The organism is Streptomyces mutabilis (genome assembly GCF_046628145.1).
Taxonomy (GTDB): Bacteria; Actinomycetota; Actinomycetes; order Streptomycetales; family Streptomycetaceae; genus Streptomyces; species Streptomyces mutabilis.
The window spans coordinates 2,694,922-2,718,928 of the sequence record NZ_CP176874.1 but is presented as its reverse complement, the minus strand read 5'-3'; the positions used below and the strand labels follow the sequence as shown (position 1 = coordinate 2,718,928).

Genomic DNA, 24,007 nt, shown 5'->3' with positions numbered 1-24,007 from the left:
CCTTCCACGCGGCCGGTACCGAACGCGATGTCCATTTCCCGCCGGTGCGCGGACCGGGCACGCGTGAGCCTGGGTTCCATGCAGCACTACACCGCACGGCCCGTGCCACCGGCCGCCCTGAAGGAACTGCGCACCACCGACGACGCGGGCCGCCCACCCGCCGCGCGGACCGACGACGAGGGCGGCGCCCCGCTGCGCTGCTGCCTGCGCCGCAGCCGCCCGGGGGAGAGGATCGCCCTCGTCTCCTACGCCCCGCTGCGCCGCTGGGCCGCGCGGACCGGCGCCGACCCGGGCGCGTACGACGAGCAGGGGCCGGTCTTCGTCCACGCCGGGCAGTGCGCGGGCCCGGAGGCCGACGGCCTGGCCTTCACCGACGCGCACCGCGTCCTGCGCCGCTACTCCTCCGACGGGCACATCCTGGGCGGGCGGCTGGTCGAGGAGCCCGACGCCTTCGCACCGGCCCTCCGGGAAGCGTTCGACGACCCGGCCGTGGCGTTCGTCCACGTCCGGGCCGTCGAGTACGGCTGTTTCCTCTACGAGGTGAGGCGGGGCCGGCCCCAGGGGGCCTAGCCCTTGAGCTCCGCCGCCACCAGCTCCGCGATCTGGACCGCGTTCAGGGCCGCGCCCTTGCGCAGGTTGTCGTTGGAGACGAAGAGGGCGAGGCCGTTGTCGACGGTCTCGTCCTGGCGGATGCGGCCCACGTACGACGGGTCCTGGCCGGCCGCCTCCAGCGGGGTCGGCACCTCGGTGAGCGCCACGCCGGGGGCGCCGGCCAGCAGCTCCTTGGCGCGCTCCACGGTGATCGGGCGGGCGAAGCGGGCGTTGATCTGGAGGGAGTGGCCGCTGAAGACGGGCACGCGCACGCAGGTGCCGGAGACCTTCAGCTCCGGGATCTCCAGGATCTTGCGGGACTCGTTGCGGAGCTTCTGCTCCTCGTCCGTCTCGTGCAGACCGTCGTCCACGATGGAGCCGGCCAGCGGCAGCACGTTGTACGCGATCGGCGCCACGTACTTGTCCGGCTTCGGGAACTCCACCGCGGAGCCGTCGTGGGTGAGCTTGGGCGCGTCCGCGCCGACCTTCTGGACCTGCTCGAACAGCTCGTCCACGCCCGCCAGACCGGAACCGGACACGGCCTGGTAGGTGGCGACGACGAGCGCCTGGAGGCCCGCCTCCGCGTGCAGCGGACGCAGCACGGGCATCGCGGCCATCGTGGTGCAGTTCGGGTTGGCGATGATGCCCTTGGGGCGGTCGGCGATCGCGTGCGGGTTGACCTCGGACACCACCAGCGGGACCTGGGGGTCACGGCGCCAGGCGGAGGAGTTGTCGATCACGACCGGGCCCTGCGCGGCGACCTTCTCGGCCAGCGCCTTGGAGGTGGCGCCGCCCGCGGAGAACAGCACGATGTCCAGGCCGGAGTAGTCGGCGGTGGCCGCGTCCTCCACCGTCACGCCGTCCAGCTCCTTGCCGGCGCTGCGGGCCGAGGCGAAGAGCCTCAGTTCGGTGACCGGAAAGTTCCGCTCCGTGAGGATCCTGCGCATGACCGTGCCGACCTGACCGGTGGCTCCGACGATTCCGACCCTCACGGTGACTCCTTCTCCGTTGTGCGCGTGTCTTCACGCGCGCTTTGCTCGGCCGAGACTTTTCCATCATGCGGCGCGGCCCGGCCCACCTGTCCAATTCTTTGCGCGGTGTGCCCGCGCACTGGGACGAGGGGGCTCGGGCAGTGGGTGCGGTACTTTCGCGAAAACCCCGGCTGAGCTGCAGAAATTCCGCCGACCTGACCCCGCGCCGCAAGCTGTGCTGTTCCGCCCCTGCCCATCCCTTCCCACCCCACACGACGATGTGACGTATGCCTCTCGCCGGGGCGGGTGCGGTCCGGCGAACGTTTCGGGCCGCCGCGGCGTCATAGGGGAAACGCGGTGAGGGGAGGGGTGGCCGTGCTGCGCGGAAGGGCCCGCCGCGGCCAGGGGGACGCCGTACTCGACGATCCCCTGGACGCGGCCCAGGAACGCAGGGTGCGGGCGGTGCTCGCGCTCGGCGGCGTGCCGCAGGCGGACCTGCCGGACGGGGTGCAGCAGGTCCGCCTGCGGCTGCTGGAGCGGACGGCGAGCGGCCGGGAGGCGCCGCGCGACGTGTCCGCGTGGGCGGCGGTCGTCGCCTCCAACCTGGCCATGGACTGGCACCGGGCCAGGCGCCGCCAGGCCCGGCTGGGCGAACGCCTGGCCGCCCTGCGCCAGAGCGACCAGCCCTCCGGGGAGGACACCAGCCTGCTCTCGCTGGCCGTCGCCCAGGGCCTCGACGAGCTGCCCGACGTCCAGCGCCAGGTCGTCGTCCTGCGCTTCTACGCCGACCTGCCGGTGCGCGGCATCGCCGAGGAGCTGGGCATCCCCGAGGGCACGGTCAAGAGCAGGCTGCACACGGCGGTACGGGCGCTCAGGGCCCGCCTGCACGAGGACGAGGTGGTGTGAGATGGCCGCCGGACAGAATCCCGACGGGCGGGACCTCGCCGGAGAGAATCCCGCCGGGCGGGACCCTGTCGAACGGCACTCCGCCGAACGGTACCCCGTCGGGCACGACGCGCTGATGGCCGCGATCACGGGCGAGCCGCTGCCGCCCGGCGCGGGCGCGGACGCCCACGGCGCGTACCGGTCGGCGGCGGCCGACGTGGCGCTGCTGCGGGAGCAGCTGGACGTCCTCGGACGCGTCCTGAGCGAACCGCCCGCTCAGCGGCAGGACGCAGGGACGGCACTGCGCACGGTCGTCCACCGCCCCCGGCGGCGCTCGTTCCGCCTCGCCCTGGGAGTCGTCGCGGCCGCCTGCGCGGGTGTCGTCGTCACGGGCCTGGGATGGCTCGTGGTGCAGACCGGCGGCGGCACGGACGACGCGGGCGGCAAGGCGGCGTCCGGCGTCCAGCAGGACGGCTCCGCCTCGGGGGCCGCCCCTGACCAGGAGGCCGCGCCCGTCTTCGGCACCCCCCGTTACCTCGCCTGTGCCCGTCTCGTCGCCGAGGGCACGGTGACCGGCGCCGAGCCGGTCCCGGGGCAGGACCGGCACCGGATCACGCTCCGGGTGACCCGCTCGTACGCCCCGGCGGCGAGCGCGCCGCCGCGAGCGAGCACCGGATCCGGGACGAGCACCGGACCGACGGCGAGCCCCGGGCCGCGGACGGGAACCGAGCCGGTGACCTTTCTCCTGGACGACGCCACCGCCCGGCTCCGCCCCGGCGACCGGGCGCTGGTCGGCGTCCTGCGGGACGGGACCGGCGCCGACACGGTGATCACCGGCGAGCGGAACATCGCCACCGCCCGCACCTTGATCACCGCCTCCCTGCCCGAGTCCCGGACCCTCACCTGCGACTGACCCCCGCAGGAAGCAGGAAGCAGGAAGCCGAAAGCCGAAAGGGGCGGGCGCCCCGCAGAGCACCCGCCCCTTCACACGCACCGCACCGGACTACGGCACGACCTTCCCGATCCGCACGCTGCCGAGGCCCGCGGCCGTGCCGTGGGCGTTCACCAGCTGGACCCGGCCGAAGAACTCACGGCCCTCCGGAGCGGCGGCCAGCGCCGTGACGCTGCCGGAGACCGTCGCGGTCTCGCCCGTGCCGAGCTTCACCGGCGCCGAGCCGTCCACGGTGACCGAGCCGAGGGTGGCCGCGAAGTACACGTCCCGGTAGTCGTACTCCGTGCTGCCCGACGGCACCGCGTAGCCCACGACCTCGACGGTGTACGCGCCGGCGGCGGGCTTCGGAACGGAGACCGACTCCTCCGAGTCGCCGTCGGCGGACTGGCCGACGACGTTGCCGTCCTTGTCGTAGACCGTCAGGTCCAGGTCGGCGGCCGCGTCGGAGACGCCACCGATGGCCACGTCCAGCGACTCGGCGCCCTCGGGCACCTCGACCGTGGACCTCTTCGTCTCACCCTGCGCGATCGACGGGCGGGACGTCTCGGCCGAGCCGAGCGGGCCGCCGACCAGCTTGCCGTCGATCGGGCCGTACCGGTTCGTCACCTTCCAGGCGGCGTCGGCCGGGGTGCCGACCTTGGCCTCGGGCACGGTCACGACCTCCGGGTCGAACACCGCGCCGAGGACGGCGACGTCCAGCTCGTACGGGTTGTCCAGCAGCGGCGAGGTGCGCCGCGACTCGACCTCGATCTCCCAGACGCCGGGCTGCGGGTCGGCGTACGCGCGCACGTCGGGCCGGCAACCGTTGCCGTCGAGGTAGTTGTTGTAGCAGTACGGCGTGGAGGTGTTGTCGACCGGGACGCCGTACGGGTGGATGGCGATGAACCGGGTCTGGCTGCCTTCCTTCAGGCCGCTCATCGCCACCTCGAGCGTCTTCGCGCCCTCGGGGACGGTCACGAAGTACGACTCGGTGCTGTTGCGCTGCACGGAGTCCTTCGCGGAGAAGTCGTACTCCAGCGGGGCCGAGGCCACGACCGTGGTGAGGACCAGCTTGTCGGTGCCCTCGGTGCGCGGGTCGTCGACCTCGAGGATCGCGCTCTTGATGCCCTCGGAGCGCGGCTTCGCCTGCACCTTGACGGTCACCGGCTCGTTCAGCGGCAGCTTCACCTCGTCGGAGCCGACGATCCGGAAGGTGCCGCCGGTGTTGTTCTCGAAGTGCAGCTCGTGCCGGATCGCCCGGTCCGCGCCGGAGGTGCGGGTGAGCGTGATCTCGTACGTCTTGCGCTCGCCGGCCTTCAGGCCGCCCTCGCGGTCGTAGAGGCCGGTGCCGTGGCCCGGCTTCTTCAGGAACTGGTCGATCGCGGTGTCGACCGGCGCCTCGACGGTGTACTCGTGGGCGGTGGCGCCCTTGCGGATCGACCGCCAGGCGTCGGGGATGTTGATCAGACCCGCGCCCTCCTCGTACGCCTGCACGCCCTTGATGTGGTCGGCGGTCGAGGTCAGCGCCGTGCGCAGCTTCGCCGGGGTCAGCTCGATGTCCGTCTGCTTCGCGGCCGACAGCAGCAGCGCCGAGGCGCCGGCGGCCTGCGGGGAGGCCATCGAGGTGCCCTGGAGCATGCCGTAGCCGGCGGGCAGGTCGTAGCCCGCCTCCGGGACCGGGGCGCCGGGCACCCAGGTCTGGATGGTGTTGACCGCCGCGCCGGGCGCGGTCAGCGTCGGCGTGAAGCCGCCGTCCTCACGCGGGCCGCGCGAGGAGAAGGGCATCATGGCGTACTTCTTCTCCACCGCGGAACCGTAGTTGGCGGCCCAGGTCTCGCGGGAGATGGAGGCGCCGACCGAGATCACCTTGTCCGCGAGCGACGGGTCGCCGATGGTGTTGGCGCCGGGGCCGGAGTTGCCCGCGGAGATCACCAGCTGGACGCCGTAGGTGTCGATGAGCCGCGTGTACAGCTCGGCGCGGGCGTTGTTGCCGTCGTTGAGCGCCGGGAGGCCGCCGATCGACATGTTGACGATGTCGACGCCGCGGTTGACGACGAGGTCGAACATGCCCTCGGTGAGCGCGACGTTGGTGCAGCCGCCGCTCCAGGTGCAGGCGCGGGACGAGACGATCTTCGCGCCGGGCGCCGCGCCGTCCATCCGGCCGCCGAACAGGCCGTTGGCGGCGGCGAGGCCGGCCACGTGCGTGCCGTGCGAGCCCTCGATGACGCCGATGTTGACGAAGTCGGCCTTCGCGCCGGCGCCGTTGAGGACGACGTCCTCGCGGATCTCGACGACGAACGGCTGGCGCTCGGCCACGTCCGTCTTCGGGTCGTCCGTGCCGAAGTACCCGACCTGGAAGCCGTCCTTGTAGGGCTTCATCGGGGTGTCGTCGGCGAAGTCGTTGTTGTTGTTCAGGTCGACGCGGACCGTGCCGGCCGCCTTGTCGTACAGCACGCCCCAGGAGTCGGTGGTGTCACCGTCCCGGTTGGCGTCGCCCGCCGCGTCACCGCCGGTGGTGTACGACTCCAGGAAGGTGCTCACCCGGTAGGAGCCCGCCGGGGCCGTCCAGGTCTTCCCGCCGTAGGTGAAGGCGGGCCCGGAGACGGAGGTGGTCATCGGGCGCCAGGTGCGGTCGCCGTCGACGACCGGGTCGGTCGCGGTGACCCAGTCGACGATCTTGCGCTCGCCGGTGGTGGTCTTCTGCAGCGCCGGGTGGGCGAGGTCGACGCCGGAGTCGAGGATGCCGATGGTGATGCCGCGGCCGTCCGCCTTCGGGTTCTTCTTCACGAAGTCGACGGCGCCCGTCTCGAAGGACGGGTTGTACGGGTTCTCGGCGGGGGTGCGGCGGTCCGGCGCCGGGTAGGAGCGGCCCTCGCGGTGCTCGGCGCCCTTCGCCCGGTCCGCGCCCGGCGTCGGGTCGTCCAGCGGGATCTCGTCACGCAGGTCGATGCCGTGCACGGAGGAGAGCTCGGTGGCGGCGGCGATGGCCGAGTCCGCCTTGCCGGTGGGGACGGTGGCACGGACGTAGCCGAGCTCGTCGTAGGTCCGGCCGACGCTGCCGCCCTCGACCGAGTCCAGCTCCTTCGCCACCTGCTCGGTCTTGCCGGGGGCGGTGGCGACCATCATGGTGACGTTCTTGGTGCCGTCGGCCTTCGCCTCGGCGAGCAGGTCCGCGTCGTCCGAACCGAGCTTGTCGTGCGCCGACTTGACGGAGGCGTCGGCGGGCGGAGCGGCCTGGGGGCCGTCGGCGGCGAAGGCCACGGGTATCGGCCCGGCGGCGCAGAGCGCGGCGACGAGGCCCGTGGCCACGGCCAGGCGGGCCGCGCGTCTCGCGCCCGGTATCGGTTCGCGCTGGGGGGTGTGGGTCATCGGCATCCCTTGTAGGTAAAGGAACGTGCGTGAACGACCGGGGCCGATCGGTCCTGGCCGCAACAGTCCGGAATCCGATCCCGGACGACCGCTCAGCTTTACGTAAGGGCTCACTGTTTGGGGAGAGTTGTCCGGGGCGGGATGGAGTCATGGCGTACTTCCGCCATACGCCATCGGGTACACAAGGGACGGGCTGTGACATTCCTGTGCGCCGTGTCGCGGTCCGGCCCGGGCGGGTTAACGTCCCGGAGTGCTGCGAAAACTGAGGGTGGCGGCCTACGCCGTATGCGTCCGCGACGGGCAGGTGCTGCTCGCCCGGTCCCCCGGCCCCGGCGGGGTCCCCGAGTGGGTGCTGCCGGGCGGCGGCACGGAGCACGGCGAGGACCCCCACGACACCGTCGTGCGCGAGGTGGAGGAGGAGACCGGCTACCGAGTCGAGCCCACCGCCCTGCTCGGCGTCGACTCCAGCCGCCGCACCCGCCCGAGCCGGTTCGGCCCCGGCAGGCTGCTGCGGCGGACCGTGGACCACCACGGCGTACGGCTCGTCTACGAGGTCCGGGTCACCGGCGGCGACCTGCGGTTCGAGGTCGGCGGCTCCACCGACCTGGCGGCCTGGCAGGACCTGGACGCCGTGCCCGGGCTGACCCGGGTGCCGCTGGTCGACGCGGGACTGCGGCTGTGGCGGGAGAGGCCGCCGGCGGGGCGGCCCGGGTGCCACGGGGTGAAAGAGGGCTGAATCCGGCTCAACCGTCCCCGAGCACCTCAACCTTCGCGGCGCCCGCCCGGTCCGTCCCACCGACCGGGCAACGCCGAGGACGCAGACGATGGGGGAAGACATGACCGCACGCGTACGCACCACCCTGGTGGCGGCCACCGCCGTGGCACTGTCGATCGCGGTGGCGGGACCCGCCGTGGCGGCGCCCGCCACCGGCGGCCACGACCCGACCCGCCGTGCCATGGAGGCCGCCGTCACCGCCGGTGTGCCCGGCGTGACCGCGTCCGCCGGGGACGCCCGCGGGACCTGGTCCGAGGCCGTCGGAACGGGGGACCTGAGGACCGGCGAACCGCGTTCGGAGCGGGACCGCTACCGGGTCGGCAGCATCACCAAGACGTTCGTCGCCACCGTCCTGCTCCAGCTGGAGGCCGAGGGCCGGCTGTCGCTGGACGACACGGTGGACGAGTGGCTGCCGGGGGTGGTCGAGGGCAACGGCCACGACGGCGGCCGCATCACAGTGCGCCAACTCCTCAACCACACCAGCGGCGTCCACGACTACACGGCCGACGAGGAGTTCGTCCGCGCCTACTTCCTCGCGCCCGGCTTCTTCGAGCACCGCTACGACACGGTGACGCCGCGAGAGCTGGTCGCGATCGCCATGACCCACGAACCGGACTTCGCCCCGGGCACCGGCTGGAGGTACTCCAACACCAACTACGTCCTGGCCGGCATGGTGATCGAGGAGGTCACCGGGCGCCCGTACGGCGACGAGGTGCGCCGCCGCCTCATCGAGCCGCTGAAGCTCCGGGCCACGTCGGTCCCGGGCACCAGGACCACCCTGCCGCGGCCCAGCAGCCGCGCCTACTCCAAGCTGGCCGGGCCGGCCACCGGCCCGACGTACGACGTCACGCGGCTCAACCCGTCCATCGCCGGGGCGGCAGGCGAGATGATCTCCAGCTCCGCCGACCTGAACCGCTTCTACACGGCCCTGTTCCGCGGCAGGCTGCTGCCCGCCGAGCAGCTGGCCGAGATGACGACCACGGTCCCCGCGGAGCCGGGCGCCGAGTACGGTCTCGGCCTGATCAAGCGGCGACTCGACTGCGGGGTGACCGTCTGGGGCCACGCCGGCGGCATCCACGGCTCCTCGTCGGAGGCGGTGGCGACGAGGGACGGCCGGCACGCCCTCGCCTTCAACTTCAACGGCGACTGGGCGGGGGACAGCGGGGCGGTGATCGAGGCGGAGTTCTGCGCGAAGTAGGCGCCGCAGCGTGAGGAGGGGCGCCCCCGGCACGGCGGCGCCCCTCCTCTCCCCTCCTCGTGGGCGTCCCGGTCCGTCACTACCGGGGCAGCGCCACGACGTACGCGGCGGGTTCCCTGTCCCCGGCCGCCATCAACGCCGTACGGACCACGGCGGCCTGGTGTTCCGGACAGTCCCGCAGCTTGCGCGGCGTCAGGTGCACGACCGTGACGCCCAGCCGCTCCAAGTGCTCGCGCTTGCGGGTGTGTTCCGCCCGGAGCGCCTCGTCCTCCTGCTGCCGGTGGGCGCGGGTGTCCAGCTCCAGTGCCACCGAGTGCTCGGGCCAGAAGGCGTCCACGCCGCCCAGGTGGGGGCCGCCGGGCAGGCGCAGGTCGACGTTCCACAGCGGCTCCGGCAGCCCGTGCTCGCGCACCATCCGGTACAGGCGCTGCTCGGCCAGCGCCCGCCCCTCGGCGACCAGCGAGTCCACGGCGTCCACCACGTGCGGGCGGCTGAGCAGCCGGGCCCGGTTCAGCTCCCGGACCACCGCCGCCGGTTCGCAGTGCCCACCGCGCACCGCCTCCGTCAGCAGCCGGCGGACCGCGCCCGCGTCCGTCAGCTCCGCCACGGCGTCCGCCAGGGCCCGCGCCACCGGCGCCACCGGAACCCCGGTGACCAACTGGGCGGAGGGCAGCGCGGTCGTGCGGACGACGCGTGCGCAGCCCGTCGTGCGCAAGCGGCGCAGTCTCGGCACCAGGACGTCGATGACCTCCAGGGACGGCAGCGGGGGAGTCGAGGTGAAGCCGTGCAACGTCAGCGCGGCCAGCCCCGTGACCATCGCCTCCGCGTAGGGGGCCGCGGGCTCGTGCTCACCGTCCGGCTGGACCGGCACGGACGCGGTGACGCCCGGACCCGATCGGCCGGACCGCTCCCGTGCCGCGTACAGGAGCACCGCGTGCAGGCGCTCGTCGCTGGTGGGCGGGCCCGGGTGGAGCAGGACGACGTTCGGCAGCAGCAGCTGCCAGGGTCCGCCCGGCCGGCACTGCGCGTCGGCCTCGGCGGCGGAGACACCGTGCGCCCGCAGCTGAGCGGTCGTCATCAGCCGGCGCCGGCCGTCGGTCAGCTGGTGCAGGGGGCGAGGGGAGAGCGGGGTGTTGTGCGTCATGACCGGCAATTTCCCGCGTCCGATCCGTCCCTTAACCCCTGTTACAAGTCCATCGACGAATCAGGACAAGGCCGCCCTAAAGGACGGGTGTTCGGATGCCGAAAACCCCTGGTCCGCGAAGGTGCGGCCAGGGGTTACGGCTGCCGTTGACCGGATTCCGTAACGATCACGGAACGCCGAATCTTTGGCCAGAGGTGGGGGTGGCCGGGAGGCTAGCGGCCGGCCGCCGCGTCACACGCCTGCCCGCGCAGCGCCCGCGCCAGGTCGTCCCGCGCCTCCAGCACCAGCCGCCGCAGCGCCGGCGCGGCCCCCTCGTGCGCGGCCAGCCACGCGTCCGTCGCCTCCAGGGTGTCCTGGGAGTCCCGCAGCGACGGGAACAGCCCCCGCACCACGTCCATCCCGATCTGGATCGACCGCTCGTCCCACACCCGCTCGATCGCCGCGAAGTACTTCTCCGCGTACGGCGCGAGCAGCTCCCGCTGCGAGGCCTGCGCGAAGCCCGCGATGGTCGCCTCCACCAGGGCGTTGGACAGCGCGTCCGACTCCACGACCTGCGCCCAGGCCTGCGCCTTCACCGCCGCCGACGGCCGGGCCGCCAGACAGCGCACCTGGTGGCGCTTGCCGGAGGCCGTGTCGTCGCGGGCCAGCTCGGCGGCCAGCACGCTCTCGTCGGCCTCGCCGTGCGCGGCGAGCGGCTCCAGGAACGCCCAGCGCAGCTCCTGGTCCACGTCCAGGCCGTCGATCTTCTCCGTGCCCTCCAGCAGGTCGCGCAGCAGCCGCAGCTCCGGCTCCCCGGAGGCGACCGCCGCGAAGAACCGCGCCCACGCGAGCTGCTGCTCGCTGCCCGGCGCCGCGCCCCGCAGCTCGCGCAGCGCGCCCTCGCCCAGCAGCCGGGCACCGGCCTCCCGCCACTCCGGGGCCACGTAGTGCGTCAGCGCCGAGCCGGCCCAGGCGTGCAGCATCTGCAGGACGCCGATGTCGGACTCGCGCCCGGCGAACCGCATCACCAGGCCGGCGAAGTCCCGGGCCGGCAGCAGCGCGTCCCGGGTCATGTTCCACAGCGCCGACCAGCACAGGGCGCGGGCCAGCGGGTCGGTCAGCGCGCCCAGGTGCTCGCGCAGCGTCGCCAGCGACGTCTCGTCGAAGCGGGTCTTGCAGTACGTCAGGTCGTCGTCGTTGACGAGGACCAGCTCGGGCGCCTCGGCGCCGGCCAGCTCCGCCACCACCGTGCGCGGCCCGTCGACGTCCACCTCGGCACGCGCGTACCGCTCCAGGGCACCCTCGGCCGTACGCCGGTACAGGCCCACCGCCACCCGGTGCGGGCGCAGCTCGGGGTGCGACTCCGCCGCTTCCTGTACGACCGCCAGCTCGTCGACGGTGCCCGCCTCGCCCAGCAGCACCTGCGGGGTCAGCGAGTTGACGCCCGCCGTCTGGAGCCAGGAACGCGCCCAGGCGCCCATGTCCCGCCCGCTGGTCTCCTCCAGCACCGACAGCAGGTCACCGAGGCGCGTGTTGCCGTACGCGTGCCGCTTGAAGTAGCGCCGGGCGCCCTCCAGGAAGGCGTCCTGGCCGACGTACGCCACCAGCTGCTTGAGCACCGAGGCGCCCTTGGCGTACGTGATGCCGTCGAAGTTGAGCTTGGCGTCCTGGAGGTCGCGGATGTCGGCGGTGATCGGGTGCGTGGACGGGAGCTGGTCGGCGCGGTACGCCCAGGCCTTGCGGCGGTTGGCGAAGGTGATCCAGCCGTCGGTGAAGCGGGTCGCGCCGACCAGCGAGAAGGCGCCCATGAAGTCCGCGAAGGACTCCTTCAGCCACAGGTCGTCCCACCACTCCATGGTGACCAGGTCGCCGAACCACATGTGCGCCATCTCGTGCAGGATGACGTTGGCGCGGCTCTCGTACGACGCCCGCGTCACCTTGCCCCGGAAGATGAACTCCTCGCGGAAGGTGACCAGTCCCGGGTTCTCCATCGCGCCGAGGTTGTACTCGGGCACGAACGCCTGGTCGTACTTCCCGAAGGGGTACGGGTAGTCGAAGTGGTCGTGGAAGAAGTCCAGGCCCTGCTTGGTGACCAGGAAGACGTCGTCGGCGTCGAAGTGCGGGGCGAGCCCCTTGCGGCACATCGCGCCGAGCGGGATCTCCAGCCGGGTGCCGTCCTCGAAGGTCCGCTCGTAGGAGTCCGTCACGTAGTGGTACGGACCCGCGACCACGCACGTGATGTACGTCGAGATCGGCTTGGTCTCCGCGAACCGCCACACACCGTCGAAGAGTTCACCGACGCCGTTGGACCACACCGTCCACTCCTCGGGCGCCCGCACCTCGAAGCGGAAGGGCGCCTTGAGGTCCGGCTGCTCGAAGTTGGCGAAGACGCGGCGGGAGTCGGCCGGCTCGTACTGGGTGTACAGGTAGACCTCGCCGTCCTCCGGGTCGACGAAGCGGTGCAGGCCCTCGCCGGTGCGGGAGTACGCGCACCGGGCGTCGACGACCAGCTCGTTCTCGGCGGCCAGGTCCTCCAGCGCGATGCGGGAGCCGTCGAAGACCTCGCTCGGGTCGAGGTCGCGGCCGTTGAGGGACACGGCGGTCACGCTCGGCGCGATCAGGTCGGCGAAGCTGCTCGCGCCGGGCTCGTTGCAGCGGAAGCGGATCGTGGTCACGGAACGGAAGGTGCGCGGACCCTCACCCTCCGCCTCACCGATGGCCGAGCGCACGTCGAGGGACACCTCGTACCCGTCGACGGACAGCAGGGCGGCCCGCTCCCGGGCCTCGTCGCGGGACAGATTCTCACCGGGCACGGGCGGCACTCCCTCGGGTGGTGTTCAGTATGCGGACAGCACCGATCCTGCCATGCGCCCCTGACGCGCGGCAGCCGGGAATGGCCACGGCGGCCGACCGGTTGCCAGGAGAAAAGCTCGGTTGCGTCGCCTCCTGAGGAGAGACATGTCCAAGAAGACCCCCGTCGACTTCTGGTTCGACCCGCTGTGCCCCTGGGCCTGGATGACCTCCCGCTGGGTCCTGGAGGTGGAGAAGGTCCGGGACATCGAGGTCCGCTGGCACGTCATGAGCCTCGCCGTCCTCAACGAGGACAAGATCGACGAGCTGCCCGAGGAGTACCGCGAGATGCTCCGGACCAAGGCGTGGGGCCCGGTCCGCGTCGTCATCGCCGCCCAGGAGGAGCACGGCGCCGAGGTGCTCGGCGACCTCTACACGGCGCTCGGCACCCGCTTCCACAACCAGGGCGAGGGGCCGGAGAAGGAGACGGTGGCCGCGGCCCTGAAGGACGTCGGCCTGCCCGACTCCCTCATGGACCACTGGGACGACACCCCCTACGAGCCCCAGCTGCGCGCCTCCCACAAGGAGGGCATCGACAAGGTCGGCCAGGAGGTCGGCACCCCGGTCATCGCCGTCCCCGGTGCCGACGGCGAACAGCTCGCCTTCTTCGGCCCGGTCGTCACCCCCGCCCCCAAGGGCGAGGACGCCGCCAAGCTCTGGGACGGCACCCTCGCGGTCGCCTCCGTCCCCGGCTTCTACGAGATCAAGCGCACCCGCACCAAGGGCCCCGACTTCAGCAACCTGTGAGGCCGCACCGGCGGGCTTCCACGAAGTACCGGGGCAAGCCCGCCGGCGCCCGCCGTTGTGCCGCGCGGGCCCGCCCGGCCGTAGCACCATGTGTCGGACACCGACCCTGGAGGCGAGTCCCACCCCATGACGGAGATCGACACCTCGGTGCCGCACTCGGCCCGGATCTGGAACTACTGGCTGGGCGGCAAGGACAACTACCCCGTGGACGAGGCGGCCGGCGACGCCTACACCGCGGTCTACCCCGGCATCGTCACCATCGCCCGCGGCAGCCGCGCCTTCCTCGGCCGTGCCATCCGCTACCTGGTGCTGGAGGCGGGCGTACGCCAGTTCCTCGACGTCGGCACCGGACTGCCGACCGTCGACAACACCCACGAGGTCGCCCAGCGGCACGCACCCGAGTCCCGGATCGTCTACGTCGACAACGACCCGCTGGTCCTCGCCCACGCCCGCGCCCTGCTGACCTCCACCCCCGAGGGCGCGACGGCGTACGAGGACATGAGCCTGTACGAGCCCGGGCGGATCCTCGAGGCGGCGGGCCGGACCCTCGACCTGAGCCGTCCCACGGCGCTCATCCTCAGCGGCATCCTCGGCCACGTCGCCGACCACGACCGGGCCCGTGACCTGGTGCGCCGCCTGATGGCCGGCCTGCCCTCCGGCAGCTACCTGTGCGTCAACGACGGCTCGCGCGGCACCGACCCGGCCTACGAGGCGGCCCAGGACGGCTACAACGAGACCGGCGCGGTCCCGTACTTCCTGCGGCCGGTCGAGCAGATCGAGGCGTACTTCGAGGGGCTCGAACAGGTCGAGCCCGGCGTGGTGTCGGTGCCGCTGTGGCGCCCGGACGGCGAAGGGACGCCGAAGCCGATCGGCCAGCACGGCGGTCTCGCCCGCAAGCCCTGACCGGCCCGCGCACAGGAGGCCCCCGCGAGTCACGTCCTCGCGGGGGCCTCCCTCATTCCGCCTGCCGCCGTGAAGGGTGAGAAGACGATCACGAGGCAGGACGTCTCACGGGCGCGTCAGGGCGCCAGCAGCAGCACGTCCGCCCGGGACTTCGCGGCCTCGTAGCGCTTGGCCACGTCCTGCCAGTTCACGACGGCCCACATGGCGTCGATGAAGTCGACCTTCTGGTTCTTGTACTGGAGGTAGAAGGCGTGCTCCCAGGCGTCGAAGACCAGGATCGGGGTGGCGCCCTGGCCGACGTTGCCCTGGTGGTCGTAGACCTGCTCGACGATCAGCCGCCCGCTGAGCGGTTCGTACGCCAGGACGCCCCAGCCGGAGCCCTGCGTGGTCGCGGCGGCCTTGGTGAGCTGCGCCTTGAAACCGGCGAAGGAGCCGAAGGACTCGGCGATCGCGTCGGCGAGGTCGCCCACACCGTCGGCGGCCAGCGGCTCACCGCCGCCGTCGCCGGTCATGTTGTGCCAGTAGATCGAGTGCAGGATGTGCCCGGAGAGGTGGAAGGCCAGGTTCTTCTCCAGGCCGTTGATCGAGCCCCAGGACTCCTTGTCCCGCGCCTCGGCGAGCTGCTCCAGCGTGTCGTTGGCGCCCTTCACATAGGCCGCGTGGTGCTTGTCGTGGTGCAGCTCGATGATCTCGGGGCTGATCACGGGCGCCAGCGCGGAGTAGTCGTACGGCAGTTCAGGAAGTGTGTAGACGGGCATGGCGGATCCCCTCCGACCTCTTATTGCAAAAGGCTTGCAAGTGCACGCTAGCAGCAAGAGTGTGCGCTGACGTGTCCGAGGGGCAACCGGGCGTGCCGCCGGAACGCGAAAGGGCCCCCGCACGGAACGTGTCCGTACGGGGGCCCTCGAAGAGCCCGTGGCGGCTAACCGCGCGCCCGCCGCCGCTGCCAGGCGTAACCGGTGGCCGCCAGGACCAGCGTCATCGCGCCGGTCGAGTAGAGCTGCACCCGCGTGTCCGGCTCGCGGGCCATCAGGACGAACACCGCGGCCATGCCCGCCAGCGCCACCCAGGTCAGCCACGGGTACGCCCACATGCGCACCACCAGCTTCTCCGGAGCCTCCCGCTCCAGTCGGCGCCGCAACCGCAGCTGGGAGACGGCGATGAAGATCCAGACGACCAGGATGACCGCGCCGATCATGTTCAGCAGCCAGGCGAAGACGTCGTCCGGCCGCCAGTAGCTGAGCAGCACGCAGCCGAAGCCGAAGAGGGAGGAGACCAGCACCGCGATCCGCGGCACCCCGCCCGACACCCGGCCCAGCGCCTTCGGGCCCTGACCGCGCTCGACCAGCGAGTAGCCGATGCGCGAGGCGCCGTAGATGTTGGCGTTCATCGCGCTCAGCAGCGCGACCAGCACGACGACGTTCATGAGCTGACCGGCGCCGGGGATGCCGAGTTCGTCGAGGGCGGCGACGTACGGGCCCTTCTCGACGACCTCGGGGGAGTCCCAGGGGACCAGGGTGACGATGACCGCCATGGAGCCGATGTAGAACAGCGCGATCCGCCACATAGCCGTCCGTACGGCGCTCGCCACGCCCCTGACCGGGTTCTCCGACTCGGCCGCGGCGATCGTCACCGTCTCCAGACCGCCGTAGGCGAAGACCGAGGCGAGCAGGCCGATGATCAGGCCGTTGCCGCCGTTGGGCAGGAAGTCGCTGAGGTGGGAGGTGCCGGGGGAGTCGGTGCCCGGCAGGACACCGATGATCGCCAGCACGCCCAGCACCAGGAACAGGGTGATCGCGCCGACCTTGAGCGCGGCGAACCAGAACTCGAACTCGCCGAAGTTCTTCACGGCCGCCAGGTTCGTCCCGCAGAACACCACCATGAACAGCGCGACCCACACCCACTCGGGCGTGCCCGGCAGCCAGCCGTGGACGATCGCCGCGGCGCCGATGCCCTCCAGCCCGACGGCGGTGCACAGCAGCACCCAGAACGCCCAGCCCGCGGTGAAGCCGGCCCAGGGGCCGATCGCCCGCTCGGCGTGCGCGGAGAAGGAGCCCGAGGACGGATACGCGGCCGACATCTCGCCCAGCATCCGCATCACCAGCATCACGAGGAGGCCGGAGAGGGTGTAGGCGACGACGATCGAGGGCCCGGCGGCGGCGATGCCGGCCCCGGAACCGACGAACAGTCCGGCGCCGATCACGCCGCCGAGGGCGATCATCGACAGGTGGCGCTGCTTGAGGCCGTGGGAGAGGGCGGCGTCGGGCGACTCGGGCTGCGCCTCGGTGGTGGTGCTGTTGGACATGGGGCGGCTCGTCCAATGCGTGGGGGGCGGGGGCAGGGCAAAAACGCCCACAGTCTCCGGGGTGGCGCCCGTCGGCGACACCGGTTGCCCACGATACGGACGGTCCCGGTACGGAACGTGATCGTCCGAATGCGGGATTCCGCTTCCGGGTGACGCTCGCCTCCCCGCCGCGGTGACCGATATCACCCGCAACCGCGTGTATGCCGCTCGTTTGTCGGGAGCCCACCAAGTCGCCGATCGACCCTTTGTCGAGCGCTGCTGGTGATCGGCTCCTACCGGCTGGGATAGCGTCGCGCTGTCCCGACATGTCCACACCACCGCGGAGTCCCCATGAGCACCGCTGCCCTTCCCACCCGCTCCGGCCAGGTCCTCGCCGACCTCATCCCCTCCTCCCGGGTCCGGGATGTCGCGCTGGTGGCCGGCGGTGCCGTGCTCACCGGCATCGCGGCCCAGATCGCGGTGCCGGTTCCCGGCTCCCCGGTCCCGGTGACCGGCCAGACCTTCGCCGCCCTGCTCGTCGGCACCTCGCTCGGCGCCGGGCGCGGCCTGCTCTCGCTCGCGCTGTACGCCCTGGTCGGTATGGCGGGCGTGCCGTGGTTCGCGGAGGGCGGATCCGGCGTCGGCGCCCCGTCCCTCGGCTACGTCTTCGGCATGCTGCTGGCCGTCACCGTCGTGGGCGCCCTGGCCCGCCGCGGCGCCGACCGCTCGGTGCTGCGCACGGCCGGCACCATGCTGCTCGGCGAGGCGCTCATCTACGCCGTGGGCGTCCCGTACCTGGCCCTCGCCGCCGACATGTCCCTCACCGCCGCGATCGCGGCCGGCCTGACCCCGTTCCTGATCGGCGACGCGCTGAAGGCGGCGCTGGCGATGGGCGTGCTGCCCACCGTCTGGAAGCTGGTCGACAAGAAGTAGGCACAGCCGCGCAGCCACCGAAAGGGGCCGGCCCGATCGCTTCCGCGACCGGGCCGGCCCCTTTCCGTGCGCCGGACGGCGGTCAGTCCTTCCCGGCGAGCGCCTTCCGCGCGGTGACCTTCTGCTTGACGACGGCGACGACGAGCACGAGCGCCGCGACGAGCAGCGACAGCAGCACGGTCGTACGCCCGTTGTGCTCCGTGTCGGTCAGCATGTAGCCGAGCACGAAGACGATCACGGCGGCGGCCGCCCAGGTCAGGTACGGGAACAGCCACATCCGCACCACCAGCTTCTCCGGGGCCTCGGCCTGGATGATCTTCCGCATCCGCAGCTGCGAGAAGCAGATCACCAGCCACACGAAGAGGGCCACGGCACCGGAGGAGTTGACGAGGAAGAGGAAGACGGAGTCCGGGAACTCGTAGTTGAAGAACACGGCGACAAAACCGAACACCACGGACACGAGGATCGCCGTCCGCGGCACGCCCCGCGCGGTCGTCCGGGCGAACGCCCCCGGCGCGTCACCGCGCTGGCCGAGCGAGAAGGCCATGCGGGAGGCCGTGTAGAGCCCGGAGTTCAGGCACGACAGCACGGACGTCAGCACGATGAAGTTCATGATCTGACCGGCGTTGGCGATGCCGAGCGAGTCCAGCGCGGCCACGTACGAACCCTTGTCGACGATCGACTGCGAGTCCCAGGGCAGCAGCGCGACCACGACGAAGATGGAGCCCAGGTAGAAGACGGCGATGCGCCAGATGATGCTGTTGGTCGCCTTGGTGACGGCCCGCTGCGGGTCCTCGGACTCACCGGCGGCCAGCGTGGGGATCTCGCTGCCCATGAACGAGAAGACGACGAGCAGCACACCGGTCAGGATCGCCCCCGCCCCGTTCGGCAGGAATCCGCCGTGCTCCGTGAGATTGGCCAGCCCCGCCTGCTCGCTGTCCACGCCCGGCAGCACCCCGAAGACGGCCAGCCCGCCGACGACGATGAACGCGGCGATCGCGACGACCTTGATCCCGGCGAACCAGAACTCGAACTCGCCGTAGGAGCCCACCGAGGCGAGGTTGGTGGCGGTCAGCACCACCATCACGATCAGTGCCCACCCCCACTGCGGCACGGCGGGTATCCATCCCTCCAGGATCTTCGCCCCCGCCGTCGCCTCCACGGCCAGCACCACGACCCAGAAGAACCAGTACAGCCAGCCGATGGAGAAACCGGCCCAGGGCCCGAGCGCCCGGTCGGCGTGCGCGGAGAAGGAGCCCGAGGTCGGGTTGGCGGCGGACATCTCGCCGAGCATCCGCATCACCAGCACCACGAGCGTGCCGACGAGGGCGTACGACAGGAGGATTCCGGGGCCCGCGGTGGCGATGCCGGAACTGGAGCCCACGAACAGCCCGGCCCCGATGACACCACCGATCGCGATCATCGACAGATGGCGGTTCTTGAGTCCGGCCTGGAGCCCGGACCCGGGTTCTCCGGGCTTTCCGGGGCCGTCCTCGGCCTTGGTCAGAGTCGGCTGCGAAGTCATGGGGGTGTTTTCCTTTGCGCCGGTCGAACAGTTTCCCCGTACGAGCGGTGTACGAGCCGGACCAGTGAAACGGAGGTGAACGAATTCGGGAACCTTTGATTTCGGATCGTTACTTGAGCCTTTCCTGAGGTTCCATAGTTTTACCCACTCTTTTCACAGCCTGTACCCGACGCTGCTGCCCCGCGGGGCCCGTGTCACACTCGACCCATGCGCGTGTATCTCGGCTCGGACCATGCGGGCTACGAACTCAAGAACCACCTCGTCGAGTGGCTCAAGGCGGCGGGGTACGAGCCCGTCGACTGCGGCCCGCACATCTATGACGCCCAGGACGACTACCCGCCCTTCTGCCTTCGCGCCGCCGAGCGGACCGCCGCGGACCCCGGCGCCCTCGGCATCGTGATCGGCGGCTCCGGCAACGGCGAGCAGATCGCGGCGAACAAGGTGAAGGGCGTGCGCGCGGCGCTGGCCTGGAGCGAGGAGACGGCGTCGCTGGGCCGCCAGCACAACAACGCCAACGTCGTGGCGGTCGGTGCCCGCATGCACACGCAGGAGGAGGCGACGAAGTTCGTCGAGACCTTCCTCGCCACCCCGTTCTCCGGTGACGAACGCCACGTCCGCCGCATCGACATGCTCTCGTCCTACGAGACGACCGGCGACCTCCCGCCCGTCCCCGCCCACCACCCGCAGCAGTAACCGCCCGGCCGGTGCGCCTCTCCCCGGTGCCCGCGCGCCGGGGAGAGCCCACGCCGGGGCCCGGGGAGGAGCCCCTGGGCGAGGCCCGTTTCCCGTCCGACCGAGTCGGACGGGAGGGCCGGCAGAGGAACGAAAGGACGACCCCGTGCCAGAGGGGCACACCATCCACCGGCTGGCCATGGACTACGCCGGTGCCTTCGTCAACGGCACGGCGCCGCGGGCCACCAGCCCCCAGGGCAAGTTCTCCGATGCCGCCGCCCTCCTCGACGGCACCCCCCTCGTCCGCACCGAGGCCCACGGCAAGCACCTCTTCCTCGGCTTCGGCGCGGCCGACGCCACCGAGGCCCCCGGCCCCACCGAGGCCCCCGACCCCGTCGACTGGGTCCACATCCACCTCGGCCTCTTCGGCAAGGTCAGCTTCGGACCGGCCCCGGCCCCGCCCCCCACGGACACCGTCCGCCTCCGCCTGGCGAACGACACCACGTACGTCGACCTCCGCGGCCCCACCACCTGCGCCCTGATCACGGACCCGGAGAAGCAGGCGATACACGACCGCCTCGGACCCGACCCCCTGCGCCCGGACGCCGACCCGCAAGCGGCCCACCGCCGCGTCTCCCGCAGCCGCACCACCATCGCCGCCCTGCTCATGGACCAGAAGGTCATCGCCGGCGTCGGCAACGTCTACCGCGCCGAGGTCCTCTTCCGCCACGGCATCGACCCGTACCGCCCCGGCAAGTCCCTCACCCCCGCCGAGTGGGACGCGATCTGGCGCGACCTCACCGTCCTCATGCGCGAGGGCGTGAGGAACAACCGCATCGACACCGTCCGCCCCGAGCACACCCCCGAGGCCATGGGCCGCCCGCCCCGCGTCGACGACCACGGCGGCGAGGTCTACGTCTACCGCCGCGCGGGCCTGCCCTGTCACCTCTGCGGCGACCCGATCCGCACCGCGGACCTGGCCGCCCGCAACCTCTTCTGGTGCCCGACCTGCCAGCGAGGACGGACGTAGGCGACCACGGCCCCCGTCAGAACCCGCGCGGCGACCACGGCCCCCCGTCAGAACCCGCGCGGCAACCAGCCCCCGGTCAGAACCCGTGCGGCAACCACGGCGCGACGTCCGACCCGAACCCCACCGACGCCTCCGCCAGCGCCCCCGGCCGCACCTGCCGCACCCGCCCGGCCGCGCCCAGCGACGTCAGGCTCACGCCGCCGAGGTACGCCGCTCCCAACTCCCGTACCGACAGCGCGAGATCGGCCGCGTCCGACGTACGCTCGCAGGACGCCCCCTTCGCGTCCCCGCTGAGCCGCCAACGCCCCGCGTTCCAGGGGCAGAAGGCGTCCTCGACCTCGAACACGACGTCCACCGGCGCCTGGTACGTCCGCGCCGCGAGCGCCGCCCCGACGTCCACCAGCCGCACGTACAGCGCGTCCCGCAGCACCGGCCCGCACCGCCGCAGGTCCGACACCTGGTACTGCCACGCCTCGTCGACCGGCCGCCCCCGCACCGACAGCGTCGACGTCAGGTCGATACCGAACAGGAAGCGCCACAGCGCCGCCTCGGTCACCGGGTCCGTCCCGGCCAGGTCCCGCAGCACCACCGTGCCGGCGGGCCCCTCGCCGCTCCAGCCCGGCCGCACCTGGAACCGCGCGTACCCCGTGACCTCACCGCCCCGCCGGGCGACCACACACTGCAGCGGCGACGCCCCGCCCCGGCTGCTCTCCGGGTCCAGCAGCCCGTGCCGCTCCCAGCCGGGCCGCCGCGCCAGCATGCCCGGCCGCCCGGGCACCAGCCGTGCGTAGACCGCCTCGCACACGTCGAGCACGTCGCCCGGCGCCGCGTACCGCAGCCGTACGTCGTCCGTACCGTCCGGCACCGACAGCCGGACCCGGTCCGTGTCGATCTCCGCGTTGACCTGGAAGGTCGCGGCGCCGTACCCGAACCTGCCGTAGATCGCCGGCTCGGAGGCCGTCAGCACGGCCAGCGGCTCGCCCAGGGACCGTACGTCGTCCAGTTGCCGCCGCATCATCGACGTCAGCACACCCCGGCGCCGGTGCGTGGCGGCCACGCCCACCATCGTGACGCCCGCCACGGGCACCTCGGCACCGCCCGGCACCGTCATCCGGAAGCTGAACGCCCCCGCCGTGCCGACGCACTCGTCGCCCTCCCAGACCCCGAGCGAGCGGTCGGCCTCGGTCAGCGATTCGTAGAGCTCCAGCTCCTCGGCCGCTTCCGGGACCCCGCCGAAGGCACGGACCAGTGTCGCGTACCACGTGCCCCACTCGCTCTTGCGCAGTGTCCGCAGCCCGGTCTTCAGCTCGCCCTTGTCATCGCCCATGGGCCATGCGTATCAGGGTCCGGAAGCACGGGCGAGGCAATTTCCGCCAGGTTGCCGCGCGCGGGCCGTACGTGAAGTTCACTGTGAAGTCGGGCCTCGGACGGGGGACAAGCAGGACCTCCCGTGCCAAGTGTCCGGTCCGATGGATAGGGTCCCGAACTAATGGCAGCAGGACGACAGCGGCGCGCGGAAGCCGACACGTTCACGGCCCGGTGGAAGAAGCAGTGGCACCGGGCCCGCGTCGGCATGCGCAGATCCGCCGTCGACTACTTCCGCGGCGACGGCTCGGACTGGATCGCCCTGGCCGGACTGCTGCTGACGATCCCCGTCATCGCGGCCACCACGATGATGAACTCGGTGTGGTGCGCGCCCGCCGCCCTGGTCCTGCCGATCGTGGCGGGCGGCCTGCTGCTGCGCCCGGCGAGCCTGCTGGGCCTGTACGCGGCGGCGGCCACGGCGCTGATCGTGGAGTCGGTCCAGCTCGGCCCGTACACCGAGGGTCCCTCGCGGGTCACCCCCGGTGTGGTCCTGGTCGTCGCGGCCTGCGGCTTCTTCGGACTGCTGGTCGCCCAGTTCCGCAGCCGGGTCGGCGTGCCCTGGCGGCGCGGCGGCACCATGCTCTTCGACCTGCGCGAACGCATCCGGGTCCAGAGCAAGCTGCCGGGGCTCCCGCCGGGCTGGCACCGCGAGATGGCGCTGCGCCCGGCCGGCGGTCAGTCCTTCTCGGGCGACTTCGTCGTCGCGGCCCGCACCAACGGCGGCCGGACCCTGGAGGTCGTCCTCACCGACGTCTCCGGAAAGGGCATGGACGCGGGCTCGCGCGCCCTGCTGCTGTCCGGCGCCTTCGGAGGACTGCTGGGCAGCCTCCCGCCGCACGCCTTCCTGCCGGCCGCCAACGGCTACCTGCTCCGCCAGGACTGGGACGAGGGCTTCGCCACCTCCATCCACCTCGTCCTGGACCTCGACTCCGGCGACTACGAGCTGTACTCGGCCGGACATCCGCCGGGCCTCCAGCTGAGCGCGGGCACCGGCCGCTGGGAGGAGAAGACGGCCGAGGGACCGCTGCTGGGTGTGTACGACGGCGCCCAGTTCGACCCGGTGAAGGGCTCGCTGCGCCCCGGCGACGTGTTGATGCTGTTCACGGACGGTCTGGTGGAGACCTCGGACCGCGACATCGCCGAGGGCATCGACCGCCTCACCGGCGAGGCCGACCGCTACGTCGCGGGCGGCTTCCACGGCGCCGCCTGGCACCTGATCGAAGCGGTGGCCAAGGACGTCAACGACGACCGGGCCCTGCTGCTGATCTGCCGGGAGGGCCCGACGGCCCAGACCACCACGGCCGCCCGGTCCACGGCGACCCGCCCCTCCCTGACGGCGGACTGACAGACTGGCCCCGTGCCCCACACCACACCCGCACCCTCCACACCGCCCACACCCCCGGCCCGGCTCTCCCTGACCGAGGTGGAGGCCGTCGCCCGCGCAGCCCACGCCGGGCAGACCGACAAGGCGGGACGGCCGTACGCCGAACACCTGCGGGCCGTCGCCGAGGGTGTGCGGCGGCGTGGCGGGGACGACGAGCAGATCGCGGCGGCCTGGCTGCACGACGCCGTCGAGGACGACGCGCTGACCGAGGACTGGCTGCGCGAGGCCGCACTGAGCCGCCGTACCAAGGACATCGTCCTGGCCCTCACCAAGCGGGCCGGGGAGCCGCCCGAGGCGTACGCCGCACGCATCCTCGCCACACCCGGCGCACCGCTGGTCAAGGAGGCGGACCTGGCGCACAATGCCGACCCGGCACGGCTCGCGGTCCTGGACGGGGCCACACGCACACGACTGACCGAGAAGTACACGCGCATGCGCGCACTCCTCGGTCTGCCGGACGGACGCTAGGTT

At 72.2% G+C, this 24,007-nt stretch carries 20 protein-coding genes; 12 read left to right on the top strand and 8 right to left on the bottom strand.

Annotated elements, in window-relative coordinates:
• Nucleotides 1–78: 78 nt before the first annotated feature.
• Nucleotides 79–570: a DUF1203 domain-containing protein gene (locus tag ACLIN4_RS12080; protein ID WP_107476632.1), complete on the top strand. Its 492-nt coding sequence runs from the start codon at nucleotides 79–81 to the stop codon at nucleotides 568–570.
• On the opposite strand, the gene ACLIN4_RS12075 is transcribed toward ACLIN4_RS12080, so the two are convergent.
• The gene (locus tag ACLIN4_RS12075; protein ID WP_289903185.1) at nucleotides 567–1,583 is read right to left on the bottom strand and encodes an aspartate-semialdehyde dehydrogenase; all 1,017 of its coding nucleotides are present in this window, start codon (nucleotides 1,581–1,583) and stop codon (nucleotides 567–569) included. The genes ACLIN4_RS12080 and ACLIN4_RS12075 overlap by 4 nt on opposite strands.
• 354 nt (nucleotides 1,584–1,937) lie before the next feature.
• Here ACLIN4_RS12075 and ACLIN4_RS12070 point away from each other — a divergent pair, with 354 nt between their 5' ends.
• Nucleotides 1,938–2,468, top strand: a complete 531-nt coding sequence (locus tag ACLIN4_RS12070; RefSeq protein ID WP_100047338.1) for an RNA polymerase sigma factor — start codon at nucleotides 1,938–1,940, stop codon at nucleotides 2,466–2,468.
• A 1-nt stretch (nucleotide 2,469) separates the two neighbouring features.
• Nucleotides 2,470–3,360 (top strand): hypothetical protein, encoded by an 891-nt coding sequence (locus tag ACLIN4_RS12065; protein WP_411575765.1) that lies wholly within the window; start codon nucleotides 2,470–2,472, stop codon nucleotides 3,358–3,360.
• Between the two features lie 90 nt (nucleotides 3,361–3,450).
• Here the strand turns inward: ACLIN4_RS12065 and ACLIN4_RS12060 are convergent, their stop codons facing one another.
• Nucleotides 3,451–6,747, bottom strand: a complete 3,297-nt coding sequence (locus ACLIN4_RS12060; protein ID WP_411575764.1) for a S8 family serine peptidase — start codon at nucleotides 6,745–6,747, stop codon at nucleotides 3,451–3,453.
• A gap of 268 nt (nucleotides 6,748–7,015) precedes the next feature.
• Here ACLIN4_RS12060 and ACLIN4_RS12055 point away from each other — a divergent pair, with 268 nt between their 5' ends.
• Nucleotides 7,016–7,483: an NUDIX hydrolase gene (locus tag ACLIN4_RS12055; RefSeq protein WP_107476625.1), complete on the top strand. Its 468-nt coding sequence runs from the start codon at nucleotides 7,016–7,018 to the stop codon at nucleotides 7,481–7,483.
• 100 nt (nucleotides 7,484–7,583) lie between these two features.
• A complete protein-coding gene (locus tag ACLIN4_RS12050; RefSeq protein ID WP_382053851.1) occupies nucleotides 7,584–8,720 on the top strand; it encodes a serine hydrolase domain-containing protein in 1,137 nt (378 codons plus the stop codon).
• A 79-nt stretch (nucleotides 8,721–8,799) separates the two neighbouring features.
• Here the strand turns inward: ACLIN4_RS12050 and ACLIN4_RS12045 are convergent, their stop codons facing one another.
• Nucleotides 8,800–9,864 carry a hypothetical protein gene (locus ACLIN4_RS12045; RefSeq protein WP_411575763.1) on the bottom strand — a complete coding sequence of 355 codons (1,065 nt, stop codon included), beginning with the start codon at nucleotides 9,862–9,864 and terminating at the stop codon, nucleotides 8,800–8,802.
• A 212-nt stretch (nucleotides 9,865–10,076) separates the two neighbouring features.
• On the bottom strand, nucleotides 10,077–12,656 hold the full coding sequence (pepN, locus tag ACLIN4_RS12040) for an aminopeptidase N (protein WP_411575762.1): 2,580 nt from the start codon (nucleotides 12,654–12,656) through the stop codon (nucleotides 10,077–10,079).
• A 145-nt stretch (nucleotides 12,657–12,801) separates the two neighbouring features.
• On the opposite strand from pepN, the gene ACLIN4_RS12035 reads away from it, so the two are divergent.
• Both ACLIN4_RS12035 and ACLIN4_RS12030 read left to right on the top strand, forming a co-directional pair.
• Nucleotides 12,802–13,440: a DsbA family protein gene (locus ACLIN4_RS12035; protein ID WP_100047331.1), complete on the top strand. Its 639-nt coding sequence runs from the start codon at nucleotides 12,802–12,804 to the stop codon at nucleotides 13,438–13,440.
• A 126-nt stretch (nucleotides 13,441–13,566) separates the two neighbouring features.
• Nucleotides 13,567–14,343, top strand: coding sequence for an SAM-dependent methyltransferase (locus ACLIN4_RS12030; protein WP_100047332.1), 777 nt, complete (start codon nucleotides 13,567–13,569; stop codon nucleotides 14,341–14,343).
• A gap of 116 nt (nucleotides 14,344–14,459) precedes the next feature.
• Here the strand turns inward: ACLIN4_RS12030 and ACLIN4_RS12025 are convergent, their stop codons facing one another.
• Complete coding sequence (locus tag ACLIN4_RS12025; RefSeq protein ID WP_290014234.1) at nucleotides 14,460–15,101, bottom strand: superoxide dismutase; 642 nt, start codon at nucleotides 15,099–15,101, stop codon at nucleotides 14,460–14,462.
• Nucleotides 15,102–15,265: 164 nt separating this feature from the next.
• The gene (locus tag ACLIN4_RS12020; protein ID WP_100047334.1) at nucleotides 15,266–16,648 is read right to left on the bottom strand and encodes an amino acid permease; all 1,383 of its coding nucleotides are present in this window, start codon (nucleotides 16,646–16,648) and stop codon (nucleotides 15,266–15,268) included.
• A gap of 330 nt (nucleotides 16,649–16,978) precedes the next feature.
• Here ACLIN4_RS12020 and ACLIN4_RS12015 point away from each other — a divergent pair, with 330 nt between their 5' ends.
• Entirely contained in the window at nucleotides 16,979–17,560 is a 582-nt protein-coding gene (locus tag ACLIN4_RS12015; protein ID WP_100047335.1) for a biotin transporter BioY, read from the top strand.
• Nucleotides 17,561–17,642: 82 nt separating this feature from the next.
• Here ACLIN4_RS12015 and ACLIN4_RS12010 read toward each other — a convergent pair whose 3' ends face one another.
• Entirely contained in the window at nucleotides 17,643–19,085 is a 1,443-nt protein-coding gene (locus ACLIN4_RS12010; protein ID WP_100047336.1) for an amino acid permease, read from the bottom strand.
• Between the two features lie 207 nt (nucleotides 19,086–19,292).
• Here ACLIN4_RS12010 and ACLIN4_RS12005 point away from each other — a divergent pair, with 207 nt between their 5' ends.
• Together ACLIN4_RS12005 and ACLIN4_RS12000 are read left to right on the top strand one after the other, a co-directional pair.
• On the top strand, nucleotides 19,293–19,778 hold the full coding sequence (locus ACLIN4_RS12005) for a ribose-5-phosphate isomerase (protein WP_411575761.1): 486 nt from the start codon (nucleotides 19,293–19,295) through the stop codon (nucleotides 19,776–19,778).
• Between the two features lie 145 nt (nucleotides 19,779–19,923).
• A complete protein-coding gene (locus ACLIN4_RS12000) occupies nucleotides 19,924–20,787 on the top strand; it encodes an Fpg/Nei family DNA glycosylase (protein WP_411575760.1) in 864 nt (287 codons plus the stop codon).
• Between the two features lie 76 nt (nucleotides 20,788–20,863).
• On the opposite strand, the gene ACLIN4_RS11995 is transcribed toward ACLIN4_RS12000, so the two are convergent.
• Complete coding sequence (locus tag ACLIN4_RS11995; protein WP_411575759.1) at nucleotides 20,864–22,114, bottom strand: GNAT family N-acetyltransferase; 1,251 nt, start codon at nucleotides 22,112–22,114, stop codon at nucleotides 20,864–20,866.
• A 162-nt stretch (nucleotides 22,115–22,276) separates the two neighbouring features.
• Between ACLIN4_RS11995 and ACLIN4_RS11990 the strand changes: the two genes are divergently transcribed.
• On the top strand, nucleotides 22,277–23,497 hold the full coding sequence (locus ACLIN4_RS11990) for a PP2C family protein-serine/threonine phosphatase (protein WP_107476622.1): 1,221 nt from the start codon (nucleotides 22,277–22,279) through the stop codon (nucleotides 23,495–23,497).
• 12 nt (nucleotides 23,498–23,509) lie between these two features.
• A complete protein-coding gene (locus ACLIN4_RS11985; RefSeq protein ID WP_107476621.1) occupies nucleotides 23,510–24,004 on the top strand; it encodes an HD domain-containing protein in 495 nt (164 codons plus the stop codon).
• Nucleotides 24,005–24,007: the final 3 nt, after the last annotated feature.

What these genes read in the sequence shown, in the direction of transcription:
- ACLIN4_RS11995 (WP_411575759.1), bottom strand. Translation starts at nt 22,114, where the DNA reads ATGGGCGATGACAAGGGCGAGCTGAAGACCGGGCTGCGGACACTGCGC.
- ACLIN4_RS12030 (WP_100047332.1), top strand. Translation starts at nt 13,567, where the DNA reads ATGACGGAGATCGACACCTCGGTGCCGCACTCGGCCCGGATCTGGAAC.
- ACLIN4_RS12050 (WP_382053851.1), top strand. Translation starts at nt 7,584, where the DNA reads ATGACCGCACGCGTACGCACCACCCTGGTGGCGGCCACCGCCGTGGCA.
- ACLIN4_RS12010 (WP_100047336.1), bottom strand. Translation starts at nt 19,085, where the DNA reads ATGACTTCGCAGCCGACTCTGACCAAGGCCGAGGACGGCCCCGGAAAG.
- ACLIN4_RS12015 (WP_100047335.1), top strand. Translation starts at nt 16,979, where the DNA reads ATGAGCACCGCTGCCCTTCCCACCCGCTCCGGCCAGGTCCTCGCCGAC.
- ACLIN4_RS11990 (WP_107476622.1), top strand. Translation starts at nt 22,277, where the DNA reads ATGGCAGCAGGACGACAGCGGCGCGCGGAAGCCGACACGTTCACGGCC.
- ACLIN4_RS12080 (WP_107476632.1), top strand. Translation starts at nt 79, where the DNA reads ATGCAGCACTACACCGCACGGCCCGTGCCACCGGCCGCCCTGAAGGAA.
- ACLIN4_RS12020 (WP_100047334.1), bottom strand. Translation starts at nt 16,648, where the DNA reads ATGTCCAACAGCACCACCACCGAGGCGCAGCCCGAGTCGCCCGACGCC.
- ACLIN4_RS12035 (WP_100047331.1), top strand. Translation starts at nt 12,802, where the DNA reads ATGTCCAAGAAGACCCCCGTCGACTTCTGGTTCGACCCGCTGTGCCCC.
- ACLIN4_RS12005 (WP_411575761.1), top strand. Translation starts at nt 19,293, where the DNA reads ATGCGCGTGTATCTCGGCTCGGACCATGCGGGCTACGAACTCAAGAAC.
- ACLIN4_RS12060 (WP_411575764.1), bottom strand. Translation starts at nt 6,747, where the DNA reads ATGACCCACACCCCCCAGCGCGAACCGATACCGGGCGCGAGACGCGCG.
- ACLIN4_RS12025 (WP_290014234.1), bottom strand. Translation starts at nt 15,101, where the DNA reads ATGCCCGTCTACACACTTCCTGAACTGCCGTACGACTACTCCGCGCTG.
- ACLIN4_RS12045 (WP_411575763.1), bottom strand. Translation starts at nt 9,864, where the DNA reads ATGACGCACAACACCCCGCTCTCCCCTCGCCCCCTGCACCAGCTGACC.
- ACLIN4_RS12065 (WP_411575765.1), top strand. Translation starts at nt 2,470, where the DNA reads ATGGCCGCCGGACAGAATCCCGACGGGCGGGACCTCGCCGGAGAGAAT.